This window comes from Mycobacterium neumannii, assembly GCF_002245615.1.
Classification (GTDB): domain Bacteria; phylum Actinomycetota; class Actinomycetes; order Mycobacteriales; family Mycobacteriaceae; genus Mycobacterium; species Mycobacterium neumannii_A.
In genome coordinates, this window is record NZ_NKCO01000031.1 from 1 (window position 1) to 15,428 (window position 15,428).

19 protein-coding genes are annotated in these 15,428 nt (G+C 67.9%); 7 read left to right on the forward strand and 12 right to left on the reverse strand.

Annotation, left to right across the window (positions count from 1 at the left end; genetic code table 11):
• Positions 1 to 334 precede the first annotated feature (334 nt).
• Positions 335 to 526, forward strand: a complete 192-nt coding sequence (locus CEX88_RS23800; RefSeq protein WP_094295391.1) for a hypothetical protein — start codon at positions 335 to 337, stop codon at positions 524 to 526.
• Between the two features lie 88 nt (positions 527 to 614).
• Positions 615 to 1,583, forward strand: a complete 969-nt coding sequence (ligD, locus tag CEX88_RS23805; RefSeq protein WP_094295392.1) for a non-homologous end-joining DNA ligase — start codon at positions 615 to 617, stop codon at positions 1,581 to 1,583.
• Positions 1,584 to 1,611: 28 nt separating this feature from the next.
• On the opposite strand, the gene CEX88_RS23810 is transcribed toward ligD, so the two are convergent.
• The 4 genes from CEX88_RS23810 to CEX88_RS26450 form a co-directional block, all read right to left on the reverse strand.
• Positions 1,612 to 2,268 (reverse strand): hypothetical protein, encoded by a 657-nt coding sequence (locus tag CEX88_RS23810; RefSeq protein WP_094295393.1) that lies wholly within the window; start codon positions 2,266 to 2,268, stop codon positions 1,612 to 1,614.
• 66 nt (positions 2,269 to 2,334) lie between these two features.
• Positions 2,335 to 4,326 carry a hypothetical protein gene (locus CEX88_RS23815; RefSeq protein WP_126315854.1) on the reverse strand — a complete coding sequence of 664 codons (1,992 nt, stop codon included), beginning with the start codon at positions 4,324 to 4,326 and terminating at the stop codon, positions 2,335 to 2,337.
• A gap of 357 nt (positions 4,327 to 4,683) precedes the next feature.
• Positions 4,684 to 5,244, reverse strand: a complete 561-nt coding sequence (locus CEX88_RS23820) for an Imm61 family immunity protein (protein WP_238382179.1) — start codon at positions 5,242 to 5,244, stop codon at positions 4,684 to 4,686.
• A gap of 51 nt (positions 5,245 to 5,295) precedes the next feature.
• A complete protein-coding gene (locus CEX88_RS26450; protein ID WP_238382180.1) occupies positions 5,296 to 5,760 on the reverse strand; it encodes a hypothetical protein in 465 nt (154 codons plus the stop codon).
• 357 nt (positions 5,761 to 6,117) lie between these two features.
• Here CEX88_RS26450 and CEX88_RS23830 point away from each other — a divergent pair, with 357 nt between their 5' ends.
• Entirely contained in the window at positions 6,118 to 6,660 is a 543-nt protein-coding gene (locus CEX88_RS23830; protein WP_094295395.1) for a hypothetical protein, read from the forward strand.
• A 124-nt stretch (positions 6,661 to 6,784) separates the two neighbouring features.
• Positions 6,785 to 7,084, forward strand: a complete 300-nt coding sequence (locus CEX88_RS23835; protein WP_094295396.1) for a hypothetical protein — start codon at positions 6,785 to 6,787, stop codon at positions 7,082 to 7,084.
• Here CEX88_RS23835 and CEX88_RS23840 read toward each other — a convergent pair.
• From CEX88_RS23840 to CEX88_RS26170, 4 genes are all read right to left on the reverse strand, one after another.
• Complete coding sequence (locus CEX88_RS23840) at positions 7,078 to 7,329, reverse strand: helix-turn-helix domain-containing protein (protein ID WP_094295397.1); 252 nt, start codon at positions 7,327 to 7,329, stop codon at positions 7,078 to 7,080. The genes CEX88_RS23835 and CEX88_RS23840 overlap by 7 nt on opposite strands.
• Before the next feature lie 61 nt (positions 7,330 to 7,390).
• Positions 7,391 to 8,284: a hypothetical protein gene (locus tag CEX88_RS23845; RefSeq protein ID WP_238382181.1), complete on the reverse strand. Its 894-nt coding sequence runs from the start codon at positions 8,282 to 8,284 to the stop codon at positions 7,391 to 7,393.
• Positions 8,285 to 8,708: 424 nt separating this feature from the next.
• Positions 8,709 to 9,899: an MFS transporter gene (locus CEX88_RS23850; protein WP_014805440.1), complete on the reverse strand. Its 1,191-nt coding sequence runs from the start codon at positions 9,897 to 9,899 to the stop codon at positions 8,709 to 8,711.
• A 41-nt stretch (positions 9,900 to 9,940) separates the two neighbouring features.
• A complete protein-coding gene (locus CEX88_RS26170) occupies positions 9,941 to 10,087 on the reverse strand; it encodes a hypothetical protein (protein WP_014805441.1) in 147 nt (48 codons plus the stop codon).
• Between the two features lie 103 nt (positions 10,088 to 10,190).
• Here CEX88_RS26170 and CEX88_RS23855 point away from each other — a divergent pair, with 103 nt between their 5' ends.
• Positions 10,191 to 10,598, forward strand: a complete 408-nt coding sequence (locus CEX88_RS23855; protein WP_094295398.1) for a heavy metal-responsive transcriptional regulator — start codon at positions 10,191 to 10,193, stop codon at positions 10,596 to 10,598.
• Between the two features lie 424 nt (positions 10,599 to 11,022).
• Here CEX88_RS23855 and CEX88_RS23860 read toward each other — a convergent pair whose 3' ends face one another.
• Genes CEX88_RS23860 through CEX88_RS23875 form a run of 4 tightly spaced genes read right to left on the reverse strand, consistent with a single transcriptional unit; the run spans position 11,023 to position 13,187 of the window.
• Positions 11,023 to 11,949: a cytochrome c biogenesis CcdA family protein gene (locus CEX88_RS23860; RefSeq protein WP_014805443.1), complete on the reverse strand. Its 927-nt coding sequence runs from the start codon at positions 11,947 to 11,949 to the stop codon at positions 11,023 to 11,025.
• Positions 11,946 to 12,536, reverse strand: coding sequence for a TlpA family protein disulfide reductase (locus tag CEX88_RS23865; protein ID WP_014805444.1), 591 nt, complete (start codon positions 12,534 to 12,536; stop codon positions 11,946 to 11,948). The genes CEX88_RS23860 and CEX88_RS23865 overlap by 4 nt, the downstream gene beginning before the upstream one ends.
• 3 nt (positions 12,537 to 12,539) lie before the next feature.
• On the reverse strand, positions 12,540 to 12,857 hold the full coding sequence (locus CEX88_RS23870; RefSeq protein ID WP_014805445.1) for a hypothetical protein: 318 nt from the start codon (positions 12,855 to 12,857) through the stop codon (positions 12,540 to 12,542).
• A 21-nt stretch (positions 12,858 to 12,878) separates the two neighbouring features.
• Positions 12,879 to 13,187, reverse strand: coding sequence for an ArsR/SmtB family transcription factor (locus tag CEX88_RS23875; protein WP_079633045.1), 309 nt, complete (start codon positions 13,185 to 13,187; stop codon positions 12,879 to 12,881).
• A 165-nt stretch (positions 13,188 to 13,352) separates the two neighbouring features.
• On the opposite strand from CEX88_RS23875, the gene merA reads away from it, so the two are divergent.
• Complete coding sequence (gene merA, locus CEX88_RS23880; protein ID WP_014805447.1) at positions 13,353 to 14,738, forward strand: mercury(II) reductase; 1,386 nt, start codon at positions 13,353 to 13,355, stop codon at positions 14,736 to 14,738.
• 27 nt (positions 14,739 to 14,765) lie between these two features.
• Positions 14,766 to 15,407, forward strand: a complete 642-nt coding sequence (merB, locus tag CEX88_RS23885) for an organomercurial lyase MerB (protein WP_014805448.1) — start codon at positions 14,766 to 14,768, stop codon at positions 15,405 to 15,407.
• Positions 15,408 to 15,428: the final 21 nt, after the last annotated feature.

Genomic DNA, 15,428 nt, shown 5'->3' on the forward strand with positions numbered 1-15,428 from the left:
ATTCCTTTGCTCGAGTGACTTTGGACGGTCCCTCGAAGAATCACGCGATGACCTTCAATCACTCGGCTACGACACGCCGGTACCGCCGATCAGGTCCGACTCGTACACCACTCTGCTGGACGCAACCGGTGGCGGCTCGCACGGCGTCCATGCCGATGCCGAGCTGGAGGCGTCGAGAACTCATAGGGTATGTCCTGGCGGGGTCTGTGCTGGCGGATAGTACATGGACATGTAAAAGGTTAATGTACGAGCCGCCACTGGCTACCCTGACACCCGCCAGCAGCTACCCTCTCCTGGGGAGAATTTCGGTGTCGATTCGGCGCAGCATGCGTGCATGGCGAAGCATGACAACGAGCCGAGCGAGTTCGAGCGGGTGGCTCGCGCGGGCTGGATGGTGACACTGCGGTACCGGCTGCTGCTGGCGACCCAGCCGCCGTACCGTCCGGCTAAATGGCGGTGGGCAGCAGGTGGCGCTTCGGCCGCCATGGCCGCCGCGGGCGTCATCACCAAACTTGGGTGGTTCTAGTGCCCGACAGATGCACCGTAGGTGGAGGTGGAACGGATCGCTCGGCGGCCGACTGGCACGACCGGGCGCCGGTACGCTATCTGCACACATGTCCTCTGCTCGGCCGCTGCGATTGCCCGACCCGATGCTGGCCACCCTGGGGCCTCCGCCATCGGGCGACGGCTGGGCTGTGGAATACAAGTGGGACGGGTTCCGCGGCCGCTGCATCATCGAGCCATTCGCAGTAAAAGTGTTCTCCCGCAACGCAGCCGACATCACCTCCACCTTTCCCGAACTCGCCAAAATCACTGAGGTGACCGGTGGGCAACGTCTGCTGCTCGACGGCGAAATAGTCGCCCTGGACCAGCTCGGCCGCCCGTCGTTCTCCAGGCTCCAGCAGCGGTGGCCGATGCGTCGACGTCCCACCCGCAGCCTGTTGGAGCAGGTGCCGGTGATGTTCTTCGCTTTCGATTTACTCGCCAGCGGCAACGACGACCTCACCGACCGTCCCTATGTTGAGCGCCGCCAGATGCTGAGTGCGCTGCCCCAGGGATACCCGTTGATGATCCCCCCGTACTGGGACGATGCAAAGCCCGTCGACATGCTCGCGGCGGCCGCTGAAAATGGCGTCGAGGGAGTCGTCGCCAAACGCCTGAATTCGCCATATGTCTCAGGACGATCCTCTGCGTGGATCAAGTCGCCGGTACGGCGCAGTTGCGAGCTGGTGATCGTCGGCTGGTGGCCGCCCACTGGACCGACTCGATCGGGGCGCGTCGGATCCCTTTTGCTCGCCGGCCGCCGCGAGGATGGTCAACTCGTTCTCGTAGGCCAGGTCGGCTCCGGGTTCAGCGACACCGAGCGCCGGCGCCTCTATAGCCTTCTCGACGGCCTTGCCCAGGAAGCCGCTCCGGTGCCGGATGCACCCGCGATCGGAGGGGTCACCTGGGTTCGTCCCCGGTATGTCGGTGAAGTGGCTTTCCGGGAGTACAACAGCCCCGGAGGCTTGCGGCATGCCTCCTGGAAAGGATTGCGCGAGAGCCGTATTGCCGATGTCGGCATGCCCGACCAACTGCAATAGGGAGTCGGCTACCACGCGGTAGGGCGAGTCACCAGTATGCCGGAATCTGTTCAAAAACCCTGGCATGCAGTGAAATGCGGGCGAGGTCGGCAGCCGTCCGGTCTTCCCAGGACGCGATCCGCTCTTCGAACCACGACCGCCAGTCGACTTCCATTCCGGTGGTCGCCAGCGCAGCAAGGTAGGAGGCAAGGAGGGTGTCTCGTTTGACGATGAACTCTGATTCGAGTTCCCGCAATGCTTTTCCCTGCACATCGTCGACTATGGGGACATCCATTCGGAGTGCTGGTGCTGGGTCTTGCGCTCGGAGGCTGCAGCTGAGCAGCTTCAAGTTCTGCACCTGGATGCCGATCGCGGCGGTGCGGGCATGTGTGCGGAGGCGGTGTTCATAGGACTTGCCGAGTTCGTCCGACGCGTCGTGATACCACCGATCCAGAGCTGACCGAGTTTCCGAGTTGACTCCGGGTTCCCAGGCGGCCAGTGGCATCGCTTGGATGGTGGCAATGACTGCACCGTGGACCCCCTGAAAATCGGGCGCATCCGCTAAGGCGCCGTTCTCTTCCAAGGTGTCGCGCCACTGCGGGGAGAGAATCCCGTCCCGCGCTTGCTGCAGGGCCCGGATGAGCACCTCGTTCTCCAGGAGCCGGCGCATGCTCCGCCGATCGTCCTTCGTGTACTGAATGTTCATACCTGTTCCCTTCTTTGCGATATTTCGTTGATAAGTAACGATTTAACGGATGACCGGCGCTGGGCGTCAGGCGGCGGCTTCGCCCTTTCCTGCGCGGTCGTTGTCGGATCCGACGCGGCTGTTCGAGGGCTTCTGCGAGTTCGACGCGGAGGACGGCGAGTCACTGCGGTGCCGTCCGGTAGCCGTGCCCGAAGAATCCGATGCGGTCTCGCCGGAGGCATGCCGGCCATGCGTGTCGGCCCGGTCACCGGGCGAGGCATTGTCGGCGTCTTTCGCAGGCCGGGCTGTCGGGCGGGTCGTGGCGGCATCATCACCCTCGGACGCTGCGCTGTGTGCGGTCGGCCGGGTCAGCGCCTCGCCGTCACTGGTGTCTGGGTCCAGCGCGGCGCTGCCCTGAGGCGATGGGTCTCCGGCCGAGGATGTGCCGGTAAGAGACGTCAACTGCCCCGTGTCCGCGTCGCCGAGCTCTTGCTCCACTTCCACGGGTGTACCGTCCACCGCCGGCAACGAGACGGCCATGTCCGCGTGCGGTGCTTCCGGCGCACCTGCGCTGGCAAGAGGTGCTTCCTCCGCGACCGTCGCAGGGTGTCCCTCCCCCGCCATCGGTGAGGGCGCGGTGTCGGCTTCCGGGCTTGGCTCCTCCGCCCCGGCGGTCGGTCCCGCACTGCTGGCGGTGAGGGTTGGGACGTCGATGAGCACGCGGCTAGACGCTTCGCGCGACAGCGTAGGAGTCGAGGAGCCCGCTATCGCCGAGCCGATGTCGAGCACGGCAGCGACGGCGTTGAGTCCCGTTGAGACTCCGAAGCTCACAGCGCGCACGGTGATGTTGATGGTCGTCGCCAGGGCGTGCGGCAGCGAGGAGACGAAGGACGGTAGACCCGCTGCGTGCAGGATGCCTGATGCGGCTGTGGCCACCCCGTCAGTGAACCGGGTGATCATGGCTGAAGCCGTTGACGTGAGGTCTGCGCCTGCGGTGAATGGCACCGACAGCAGGCTGGCTCCGGCGCTCGCGACCGACCGCACGGAGCTGATCCCAGCGCTGACCACCACGCCGAGCGCACGGGTGTAGCTCGCCGCACTCAGTGGAGCTGCGCCGATCGCGTTGATCGCCTCCTGGAGGGCTCCGCTGGCCGTGCCATCCCCGAGCCAGGCTGCGCCGATCTCAGATGCGCCACCGGCGAGCTTGCTCAGAACGCGGGATGCGGCGGAAGTAAGCGTGCCGGCCACGCCGTCGACCCCCGCCAGCGCTGCGGTCACCGGCGCTGACACGATCCCCTGCACTGCGGTCAGTACGCCGTCGAGCAGTGCCACGCCGGGCACCGCGCCCTTGGCCGCGTCAATCAGTCCGTTCACGCCGCGGAGAATGTTGTCGATCTGGAACGTCACCCCGGTAACCAGGGTGCTAGTCACCGACAGCGCGCCCGATCCCACGCTGTCGACCAGCGACAGTCCGTTGTTCACGACCAGTCCTGCGATGTCGAGGGGCGCGTTGAGAAGGCCGGTGTAGCTTGCCAGCGCCAGCGGATTGTTCACAATGGTGGCGACCGCGTGCAATGCGGTGCTCAGAGAGCCGGTCAGCGCCGAGGCCAGCAAGTCGGTGACTTCCCCGGTCGTGAGCACCACAGCGGCCCCGGTATCGCCCACTGTGGTCGACAGCCGGGACAGGCTCCCCGAGGACGTCGCCCGCAATGCGTTGAGCAGGTCAACGAGGGACCGGTTATCGGTGGCATCGATCAGGCCGTCCCACAGCGAATTGTTCACCGAGACAGCGGAGTCCAGTACCGAGGTCAGACTGTTGGCGGGCATCGCCACCGCGGCGGTAACGGTCGAGGACACCGAGGCGAGGGCCGAGTTCAACCTGTCGACCAGGTTGTCGATGTCGGTCGGGCTGATGACGGCCGCGAGCTGTACCTGCGACACGGATACCGCCGGTGGTAGTGATATGGGCAGGGTCGGGGCGTGCAGAGCGGAGGGCCCTGCAATCAGCGGGGCGAGGGTGATGGCCGCTGCGGTCACCGCGGTCCCTGCTGTCCAGTGCGGGCGAGTGGAGATTTCCATGGATGGTGGTCAGCTTCCTGTGCCTGTGGTGAGTGATTTGCCGATGCGAATCGTTGCGTCGCCCGAAGTGGGCGACGGTCGCTGACGGCGCGGCGGAGAAAGCCGCAGAGCTGGTGTGCCATGAGATGGGACGCCGTCAGGCATGCCGGGGTGGCCGCATCGCGCGTGTCGCGTGTGTTGCATGCCGCCCCCGGCCTCCGATGCAGCACGCTCCCCAGCGTGTTGCAGGACCTATCAAGCTATTTCAGCCCGGACCGTATAAACGCGGAGTGTGAGGCGTCCACCACCGCAGCGGCATTGACCTCCAAAGTGTCCACATCGTGAGATGGCGGCGATAATCGGGTGGCCGAGTGGCAGCTAAGGTGCCGCGTAGCCGCCGCGGCGCAGCAGCGGGCTGCCGGTCGGACTGAGAAACGAGCGCTTGAGGTCGGCAATCGACCATTGCAGGTAGTGCGACAGTGGCACCAGCGCGAGCAGGCTCAAGGTGGGATCCGGTGCCGCGGCGACCGGTCCCCCACCCACCCGTTTGAGCGTGCGGTAGCCCCGCTCCATCTCGCTGACCTCGTAGCCTCTGGCCAAATCGTCGACAGTCCAGCCTATTTCGAGGAGCGGCAAGTCGAGATCCTCGCGGATGTCATCGGCGAACAGGCCGATCAAATGTCTTTCCAGCACTTCGGTGTCGGCCACGAACAGCAGCGGGTGCTCGGCGTCGTCGTCGAGCTGGGTGAGTTCGAGTCGGTCCGGTCCGCGGCGCCGGATGAAGTACCGCGTAGGGGCACCCGCCTCCGAGCGCAGCTGAACATCGCCATCCTCAGCCACGGTGGTCACGTAGTGGGCAGTGCGAGCCCAGCCCACGCACTCAGCGGTGAGGCGTACCGGAAACCGCGGGTGCGGCGTCGCTTCGATGTCCCTGCTCACGCGGGCGAGCGTACGCACCGCCCTGATGTGGCCGCGCGGCCCGGACCGCGCTTAGATCGCGATGCCGGGTTGTTCCTGCTCACGCTCCACGCGCTGCTGGCGCCGCACCGAAGCGCCCACCGTTGTTGCGAGCATCCGTCCGTGGCCGATGATCTGTCGAGCCTCGGCGCGCTCGTCCTCGGTGGCATCGCGGTGACGGGCGACCTGACGGGCCTTACTCACGGCCGACCGTGCCAGTTCTCGCCGGCGCTGCGGGTCAGCGTGGCCGCGCGCATCTGCAAGCGTCGACTGCGCTTCGCGCAGCAGGCTGCGCGCTGCCAGCGCGAGGGCGGTGTCCATCACCGCCACAGCCCGGGCCCGGTCGGCGTCGCTGGTCGTGCTGTCGACGGCCACTTGCGCGGCAGTGTCGGCAGCCGAGCGGGCGTACTGGCCCTGCCGGTGCCAGTCGGTCTCAAACTGCGCTGTGCGCAAATCGTTTTCGGCGTCGTCTAGGCCGCCGGAGAGTGAAGCTGTCATGTGACGGACCGTACGGAGCAACGTGAAGCGGAGTCCACCACCGCGAGCAACTTCGCCGAAAAATGGTTCCGGCGGGGGCCAGGCTTCCAGGTTCGCCGGCGGCCGCTCACGTGCACCGGGGTCTGGTTGCATGCAGGCCCGGCTCAGCTCGGGTCACGACTTGCCGCCACCTCGGTCTGGGCAGCTCCCCTTTGCTCCGCGGCAGCGGATGTCGAGGGGCAGGAAACGAAAGGCCCTGATCAGAGCGGTGATTGGAGCAAGCCAACACGCGCATGCTGGTTCATCAAACATGTTGCACGACAACGGATTACACGATAGACTGTTGCTTATAAGCAACATCAACCGAAAGGCAGTCCGATGAAGTCTCGCGCCACCGACACCCATGTCACCCCCGCCGCGCTGCTAACCCACACGATGGTCCGCATCCAAGGCGACCAGAGCGGAGACGTCGCTGTCTTCCACGCCTGCTCCCCAGAGGCCCGCCTGCGGTTGCAGTGGGGCGGCCTGCTGATGACGATGTTCTCGGCCCAGGCCGTCCAGCGGGTGCTGGAAGGGTTCTGCGCAGCCCGGGCGGCGATGACGCTCATCCCGCGTTCGATCCCGGCGCCGGTACCGGCGGACGAGCCCTTCGCCGTGCCGACCGTTTCCGTCGACTGGATGCGCCGCCCCGCCTACGCCGTGGTGCCCCGCCAGGAGCTATCGCGTGACCGTTCGCGCCAACTGCGGTGGCTCGATCTGCATATGGGACCGATTACTTTCCAGGTGCTCGATCAGGCCGGAGCCGTCAGCACCGTGGACCTGCTGACGACAGCGCACCGCACCGGTGTGCAGATCTTCTTGGATGGGCCCGACTTCGCCGCCGATCCCCGTGACCGGGACTACGCCCCGCCCAGCGGCTAAGGGTTATCCACAGCCTGCCAAGAGCCGGGTCTGTTTATCCACAGCAGTGGAAGGCAGACCCGGTTTTTGCTGTTTGGTAGCGCACACTGTGGCCGAGGTATCCCCCACGCAAGGAGGCAGCGCCATGACCGCGCACTGGACCCTGACGACCACGACCGCGCGCAGAGTCGACACGATGATCGGGTCGGCCCAGGACCACGAAGTCGCCGTGACGGCGGTCTTGGCCGCCACGCTGGACGCCATCGACGATGCACGGACGGTTGAGACATCCGACTTGCCGCGCTATGAGCTTCGCGCCAGCGGAGAACTGGTCGCTCTCATCCAGACCGGCACCGACAACGCTGGTCGCCCCGATCACGCCGACACCGCCGAGTTGATTCAGCGCATCGAGGCCTCACGCACCTTCGGCGTATCGCCTTACTGAGCCGCACCCTGGGTCTGTAGGAGGGCCGCGGGGTCGACGCCCAGGCCGCGAGCGAGGTGAACCAGCACCACGACAGTCGGGCTCTTACGCCCACCCTCGATGTGATTGAGATGCGGCCGGCCGATACCCGCCCGTTCGGCGAGCTGCGCCTGCGTCAGACCCGCCGCGGTCCGGTGCTCTCGGATCGCGGCACCCAGCGCCGCCAGGATCGCGGAACCGTCGTCTGCGGACGTGTCGGCGTCCATGGCCAGCTCCCTCCGGTGACGTTGCCCATAGGCTACACCGTCGCGGTGGGGTGAGTTGAGCTCAGAACAGAACAGCATCGCTGGTCGCCTCCTGCCACCATTCGTCGAAGCCGGGCCGCGCTTTGTCCTCCACCACTGCCGGGCAGACGACGTAGAAGTGTTCCAGGGAGGGCAATTCGGTACCGCGGGCCCGCAATACGTGACGCGTGATGCCGTCCGGCCCGTCGTGGCGGTCGCCGGGCTGAGCCGCCAGCTGCCTCGTCATCTGCTCCCGCGTACCGTGCGCCACCGCGCGTACCGAACGCGCGGTGATGCCGCGACCATCGGTCCGCTTGGACGAACGGCGCGTCAGCCGGCGAACCTCGTAGACGGCGTGAGGCTTGTCAGCCAACAGTGCCTCGTAGTGCGCCTGAACCTCGGTCAGACCGGCGGCGTCCACCAGTTCGGCCGCCGACCCACCGGCGATGAGGGTCTGTCGTTCGTTCAGGCTGCGGGCAACGAACTCGAGGAACAGCGCCTGGGCGCCGGCATGTGGTTCGCGGCGGTAGCGCTCGACGAGGGCGTGCCGACCTGAGGCCGTGGCCATTGCGAAGGGGCAGAAGCCACACGCCGATTTTGACCACCGGCGCCCGGTCACCTCAGCGATGAAGTCTGTGCACCGGGTCCGATCCCAACCCCACTCCAGGAGCGGGTACCACCCTGTCCGGCGTTCGGTGTTGAACACCGCATCCTTGGTAGCGCGGGCCCGCTCACCGGCTTCGAATCCCAGCACGTGGCGATACCGACGACCTGCGGTCACCGACGCGATGATCGGATCCAGGCAGTTCCCCTTGGCGTGGACCGAGCACATGCGGGCTCCCCCGAGTTGGGGAAGCGTTCCGGCCGAGAGCATTTCGTCCGAGAGCTTGTAGCCATCGACGTACAGCCGCTGCGGTGTGGTGGAGTCGTCGAGCACAACGACCCCCTCCCCGCCGGCGGTCGTCTTGCGCTGCGTGCGGCGACCTGGATGAACCGCACACCATGGCGGCGGAGCGCGGGCAGCACGACCTCTTCGACATCGCGCAGAGTCTGCTCGAACTCATCCCCAGTGTGGGCGGTGATGACGATCAAATCGCTGAGAGCGAAGTCCCGACTTGACGGGTCGGTCAGCCAGCGCAGCAAGATCGCCGTGCTTATGTAAACAGTCAAGCTGTCGCAGAAGGAACGGTGTCGCAGGGCGGCGGCGCCTCGGTGGAACCTACCTCGGGATTCTCCAAGGGCGGGCCTGGTGTGAATGGCGATTTTCCAGCCGGCCCCTGGTGATCGCTGCGGAGTCGGAGCTCTGTTCGTCGGACTGATGCCAGTGGCCGAGCGTCGTCGCCGGCGCCGAAGTCCTCGCGTCAGCGCCTCTTCTCTTGGTGGTGGCGATGGTCGGTCAGACCGGCTCGGCCGATCAGAGCGGCAGCGACGAGCAGTGCAGCCCCTGCGGCGTAGACGGCGGTGATCCCTGCCGCATCAGCCAGCCACCCACCCAGCCCGAGGGAGGCCAGGCGGCCGAGTTGCCAGATCAGATCGAAGGCGGCGAAGACCCGGCCGCGTGCGGCGGGTGGGGTTTCGGCCTGCAGCAGCGAGTTGAAGGTGACTGCGCCGGCAGAGGTGCCCCCGCCGTAGCCGGCCAGGCTGCCCAACGCCACCACCGGGACGCGGACACTCGCAAGGACGGCATCTACGGCGGCGCGCAACAGATAGGGTCCGAAAATGAACGCGGGTTTGCGAGGATCGGTGATCAGCCGGGTCAGCAGTAACGGGCCTGCTGCGGCGCCCACGCCGATGCAGGCCAGCGCGATTCCGTATCCGGCGGGGCCCCTGCCCAGGCGCTCGCGGATCAACACAACCAGCAGGGCACTGGTCGCTCCGGCCGACAACGCCGCCAGGGCCTGACCAGCGGCCAAGGCTCGCAGCACCCGGTGCCCGGCCAGCACCCTGATGCCGTCTCGGGCCTGATGCCACCAGGCGGCACGGGCCGCATCGGCTGCCGGGCGCAGCAGGTGCAGGCGGGACAGCAGCAGCGCCGAGACGGCGAAGCTCGCTGCGTTCACCCAGAACGCCAGGCCATAGCCGACGGTCGCGACCACGGCACCCGCAGCCGGGGCGAGCACGATCTGGGAGAGCACCGCGGCGGTCCAGATCCCCGAGTTCCCGGCGATCAACTCCTCCTCGTTCACCAGCGCGGGCAGCGCGGCACTGGCGGCCGGATTGAACAACGCCGACGCTGCGGACATGGCGAACGCCACCGCGTAGATGCCCGGCACCGAGCCGGCGACCAGCGGTAGCCCCGCAGCCACCAGCACGCGCGCCAAGTCGGCAACCACCATGACCCGCACCGGCGAGAACCAGTCGACTGCCACCCCAGCGAACGGTGCCAGCAGCAGCACCGGGACGATCTCCGCGACGATCACCCCGGCCACACCGAGCCCGGAGCCGGTGCGGTCCCACACCAGCAGGCCCAACGCCACGGTGGCGAACGCGTCACCCCAGGCAGAAGCGGTGCGCGCCGCCCACAACCGGCGGTAACCAGGATGGGAGAACACCTGGCGCAGCCCGGTGCCCGCACGTCCTGGCTGGCCGCGGCTCAGCGGACTTTCTCCATGGTGTGCCCGCAGCAACAGGTGGGGTTGCGGTCGCGACCGTGGCCTGGGACGGCGCCCTTGGTGACGGTCATCTCACATCCGCGCTCCGGGTCCGGGCGCCGGTACACCTCGCACTCGACTATTGCCATGACCTGCGCCTCCCTTCGGTTTCCGGTCCTACACTGGAGACGCTAAAACCTTCACCCCAGGTGAAGGTCAAGGCGAGCGGCCGGGACGCGAAGGAGGCAGACGATGGCCCAGGCGATGACCGTCGGGCGGGCCGCCCAGGCGGCCGGGCTCACCCGTAAGGCCGTGCGCTTGTATGAGGAGCGCGGCCTGCTGCCGCCCGCCCAGCGCACTGCGGCCGGGTACCGCCTTTACAACCAGGACGACGTCGACACCCTCACCTTCATCCGCCGCGCCCGCGACCTGGACCTCCCCCTGGACGACATCGGCACCATCCTCACCCTCCGCCGCGCCGGTCCCACCCCGTGCGGAGCCGTACGGGATCTACTCGACGCCCGGATCGCGGAGATCGACAACACCATTACCGAATTGCTGGCGCTGCGTGCGAGCCTCACCGCCAGTCGGGACACCGCCGTGGCAGCCGATACCGAGTCGGAACCGAACAGATCGATCTGCCCGATCATCGAACGGTGAAGTAGCCGCTCAAGGACCCTCATGTCTCACTGAACTCTTGATGGCCGCGTTGCGAACTGGCGGTAGCCGAGCCTTTGCGGAATGGCCACTCGTTGCGGCAAATGTCCAGTCAGACTGGGCCGACCGATCATCGGACGGCTGAGCGGCGTTCGATAAAAGACTGTGTTGTGCCAGACGCCGCCCCGCTGGGCGATGCGTTCGCGGATGCCGACGGTTCAGCAACCGGCGGCGTGGTGCGGGGCGATGCTTGCGCAATTCTCCGTGAAGATGGAGGCATGCAGAGTCCGCAGCCCTGCGTCGTCGACTGTGGTGGTTTGCTTCTACAGCAAGGCTTTGCCGCCTGCCGGACTCCCATGGGGACAATCCGGCCGCCTCGGGCTCGCATCGTAGAGGCCCGCGTGCCAGTTGGATCCCGGCAGGCAGGTCACCTGCTGCCGGGTCCTCCTACCTGGTCCGCATTTTCTTCGGGCTGTGGCCTGGGTGCGCAGCAGTCGTCGGCGGTGTCGGTGGTGGTGTGGCGGCGTTCGCGGCGGGTGAGGGTGGCGATCGCGGTGACGAGGATGAGGCCGAGTGCGGTGATGGCGATCGCAAGTTGGTGTCCGGTGATCCAGGCTGACACGGTGCCGACGACGCCGGTGAGTGCGCCGATGCCGGGGTGCCCGCCGAGTAGTTGTGGCAGCCAGTAAAGGAGTAGGTAGCCGCCGGAAAGGGCAAGCACGGCGCCGGTGATGCGGTTCATGTGGGGCAGCAGCCGTCGGAGGAACCGGTTGATCAGGCCGCTGGCGAATGCGGCGAATAGCGCGAGGGACAGCAGCAGGGTGGCGGAGCCGGCGGCGTAGGCGGCGAATACGACCAGGACGCCGGAGATGTTGGTGCTGGCCAGGGCTTGGGTGACGACCGCGAGCAGCACCGCGAGCGTGCAGGAGGCGGAGGCCAGTGCGTACCCGGCGCCGAAGGCCACCATGCCTCTGGGCCCCTGCCGCGGGGTGCCGGAACGGCGGGTGGGTAGCCGCAGCGGCAGGTGTCCGCCGGCGACCATGGCCAGGCCGCCCACGGCCAGGATCGCGCCGAGCGCGGCGGCCAGCCACGGGATGACACCGGTCAGGGAACGCAAGCCGAGGGCCAGTAGTAGTCCGATGGCGGTGAAGGTGCCGGCGAACCCGGCGGTCAGCGCGAGCCCGGCGCGCAGGCCACCGGCCAGCCGGGACAAAGCGCCGGGCCGCGCGTCCGCCTGGCCGTCGCCGGTGTCGACGGCGTAGGCGAGGAAGGCGGGCAGTACGGCGAAGCCGCAGGGGTTGACCGGGGCGAGCATCCCGGCGCCGAAGGCGAGCGCCAACAGCGGGCCGATCACGCGCTCACCTTGGCCAGTTCGGCACGGATCTGATCGGCGGTGGGCTCGACAGCGCGGAACACCGGTTTGCCGGAGGCGTCCAGCACGACGGCGGTGGACAGCTGAGTGACCTGGTAGGCGCTGATCAGGGTGGCGTTGCTGTCGCTGGCGTAGGCAAGGCTGGTGGCCTGGTTGGCGGTGAGGAAGTCTGTGATGTCCTGCTCGGTTTCGCCGGGGCCGATGTCGACGGCGACGAAGTTCGCCTTCGTGCCGACCGCCTGCTGGACCTGGGCGAGGGTGTGGGTGGCCGGACCGCAACCGCCGCACCCGACGGAGAAGAAGAACAGCACGCTGGGCCGCGAGCCGGGCACCGCGACCTGCACGCCCTGCAGGGTTCGGGCGGTGAACGCTCCCGCAGCGGCAGTGGTCCCGGCCTTTGCGCTGCCGTCGGCAGCGGGTGGGGACGCGGTCTGCTTGCTCGACGGGGAAAACGCCGAATACAGCACGACGGAGATCCCGACGACGGCGATAACGGTCAGCGCGATCGTGACGAGTCGTCGACGAGAGCGCGGCGCGGCAGGTCCGGTCGGGGCGGGTGCGTCAGGCATGGGTCAGGACTCCTGGTTGGGGTGGGAGGACTCGTGTGGCCGATCGGGCTGGTCGCGGGCGGGTGGCACGGGCGGGCAGCACGAGTTGTCTCGGGTGGCGCCGTGTCGGGTGACGCGCCGGCGCGCGAACCGCGTCACCGCGGCGAGGACCACCACGACGGCGGTGCCGATGACCCAGGGGTTGCCCAGTACCGAGCCCACCGCGCCAAGGGCTCCGGCGGCGATCAGCACCGGCAGGCCGCAACACACGATGGGGACCAGGAGGAAACCGGCGGCGGCGAGCGCGGTGCGCTTGCTCTCGGAGCCGGGGTTGGTCGACATGGAGGCGGTCTCCTCGGCTGGTCAGGCGTTCGGGGCGGTGATGCGCATGCACGCGGCGAGGGCGGCGGCGTTGTCCGCGGCCAGCGAGCGCGCCAGCAGCACCAGTTCCGCGACGCGGGGGTCGGTGACCCGGTAGTAGGCGAAGCGGCCTTGGCGGCGCAGCTGCACGTAGCCGCAGTCGGACAGGCAGGCCAAGTGACTGGACACCCGGCCCTGGGACAGGCCGATGTGCGTGACGCATTCGCCCACGGCGTGTTCCTCGTGCAGCAGGAACTCCAGCAGCCGCAGCCGGGCGGGGTCGCCGAGGGCGCGGAAGAATTTCGCCATCATCTCCACCCCGTTCGGCTCGGTGGGCAGCAGCGTGCTGCTGCGTTCGGAAGCGTCGGCCACGGTCGCCGTCCTCACATCGAGTGTCTGTCGTATCCGGATGTACGAATCTTAGGTTAGCATCTATGCATCCGGGAAGACGAATATGTCAGTGGGAGGAGATCGCTGGTGCGGTACGACTTGGCGGTGATCGGTTCGGGTGGGGGTGCGTTCGCGGCGGCGATCGCGGCCCGCGGCAAGGGCAAGAGCGTGGTGATGATCGAGCGCGGCACCGTTGGCGGGACGTGCGTCAACGTCGGCTGTGTGCCGTCGAAGGCACTGCTGGCCGCGGCCGAGGCCCGCCATGTGGCGCTGGACCAGCACTTTCCGGGGATTTCCACCAGCGCGGGCCCGGTGGACGCCGCCGCGCTGATCGGTGGCAAGGACACGCTGGTGGCAGGGTTGCGGGCGGAGAAGTACGTCGACCTGGCCGCCGAGTACGGGTGGGAGATCCTGCCCGGCGAGGCCCGGTTCATCGAGGGACCGGCGCTGGAGGTGAACCTGCATGACGGCGGCCACGTCCGGGTCGAGGCCGAGCACTACCTGATCGCCACCGGCTCCACCCCGCGTACCGACGGCCTCGACGGAGCCGACCGGGTGGACTACCTGACCTCGACCACCGCGATGGAGCAGACCGAACTGCCCGAGTCGTTGGTCGTCGTCGGCGGCGGCTACGTCGGGCTGGAGCAGGCGCAACTGTTCGCCCACCTCGGCGTCCGAGTGAGCATCGTGGGCCGATTCGCCCCGCACACCGAACCGGAACTCGCCGGCCTGCTGGCCGGGGTGTTCGCTGACGACGGCATCGCCGTGATCGCCGAGCGCGCCACTGAGGTTGAGGCCGATGGTTCGGGCGTCGTCGTCACCGCCGGTGGGCAGCGGGTGACTGGGCAGCGGCTGCTGCTCGCGACTGGGCGGAACCCGGTCACCGCCGGGCTCAATCTCGACGCGGTGGGCGTGAAGACCGGGCATCGCGGGGAGGTGGTCGTCGACGAGTATCTGCGCACCGACAACCCGCGCGTCTGGGCGGCCGGGGACGTCACCGGGCACCCGCAGTACGTCTACGTCGCCGGGGCCCATGGCAGCGTCGTGGTCGACAACGCCTTCGGCGACGCCGGGCGCACCCTGGACTACCATCACCTGCCCGCGGTCACCTTCACCACGCCCAGTCTCGCCTCCGCCGGGCTGACCGACGTCCAAGCGGTGGAGCAGGGCTACGCCTGTAAGTGCCGGGTGCTGCCGCTGGAGTACGTGCCGCGGGCGCTGGTCAACCGCGACACCCGCGGCGCGATCAAGCTCGTCGCCGAACAAGGCTCCGGGCGGCTGCTCGGCGCGCACGTGCTCGCCGCGGGCGCCGGGGACGTCATCGCCACCGCTGTCTATGCGCTGGCAAACCAGATGACGGTGCACGAGATGGCCGACCTGTGGTGCCCCTATCTGACGATGGCGGAGGGCATCAAACTCGCCGCCCAAACCTTCACCCGCGACGTGTCCAAACTCTCCTGCTGCGCCTCCTGAAACCCTGCTCTCGGAAGGACAATCCCGATGACGAATGACCTGGACACCGTGGTGTCCACTATGGATAGTGTCTTCTCCCGCCAGGACAGCCCGGCCGGATGGCTATGGCAGCCGCTGTTGCGGCAACTGGCCCGCGGCGAACCCCTCACGATTGCCGACCTCGCGGCCGCCACCGGCCGCGCCGGTGACGAGGTTGCGCAGGCGGTGGGCCGACTGCGCGACACCGAATACGACGACGCCGGACGGATCGTCGGCTACGGCATCACGCTGCGCCCGACCCCGCACCGTTTCACCGTCGACGGCCACCAGCTCTACACCTGGTGTGCCCTGGACACCCTCATCTTCCCCGCCACCCTCGGCCAATCCGCCCAGGTTGAATCCCCCTGCCACAGCACCGGTGCCCCGATACGGCTCACCGTCGAGCCCGACCGAGTCAGGGATGTCGAGCCCCAGACCGCGATGGTCTCCATCGTCACGCCTGACGACTTGGTCTCCGTACGGGCTTCCTTCTGCAACCACGTGCACTTCTTCGCCGACGCCGACGCCGCGGCGCCCTGGCTCGCTGAGCACCCCGGCGGATCGGTCCTCCCAGTCGCCGACGCTTATCAACTCGGCCGGCAGCTGGACGCCGCTCAATCCGAGGAGCCCGAGCCCGGCGGGTGCTGCTGACGCCCACCTGCGCCGCCCGAA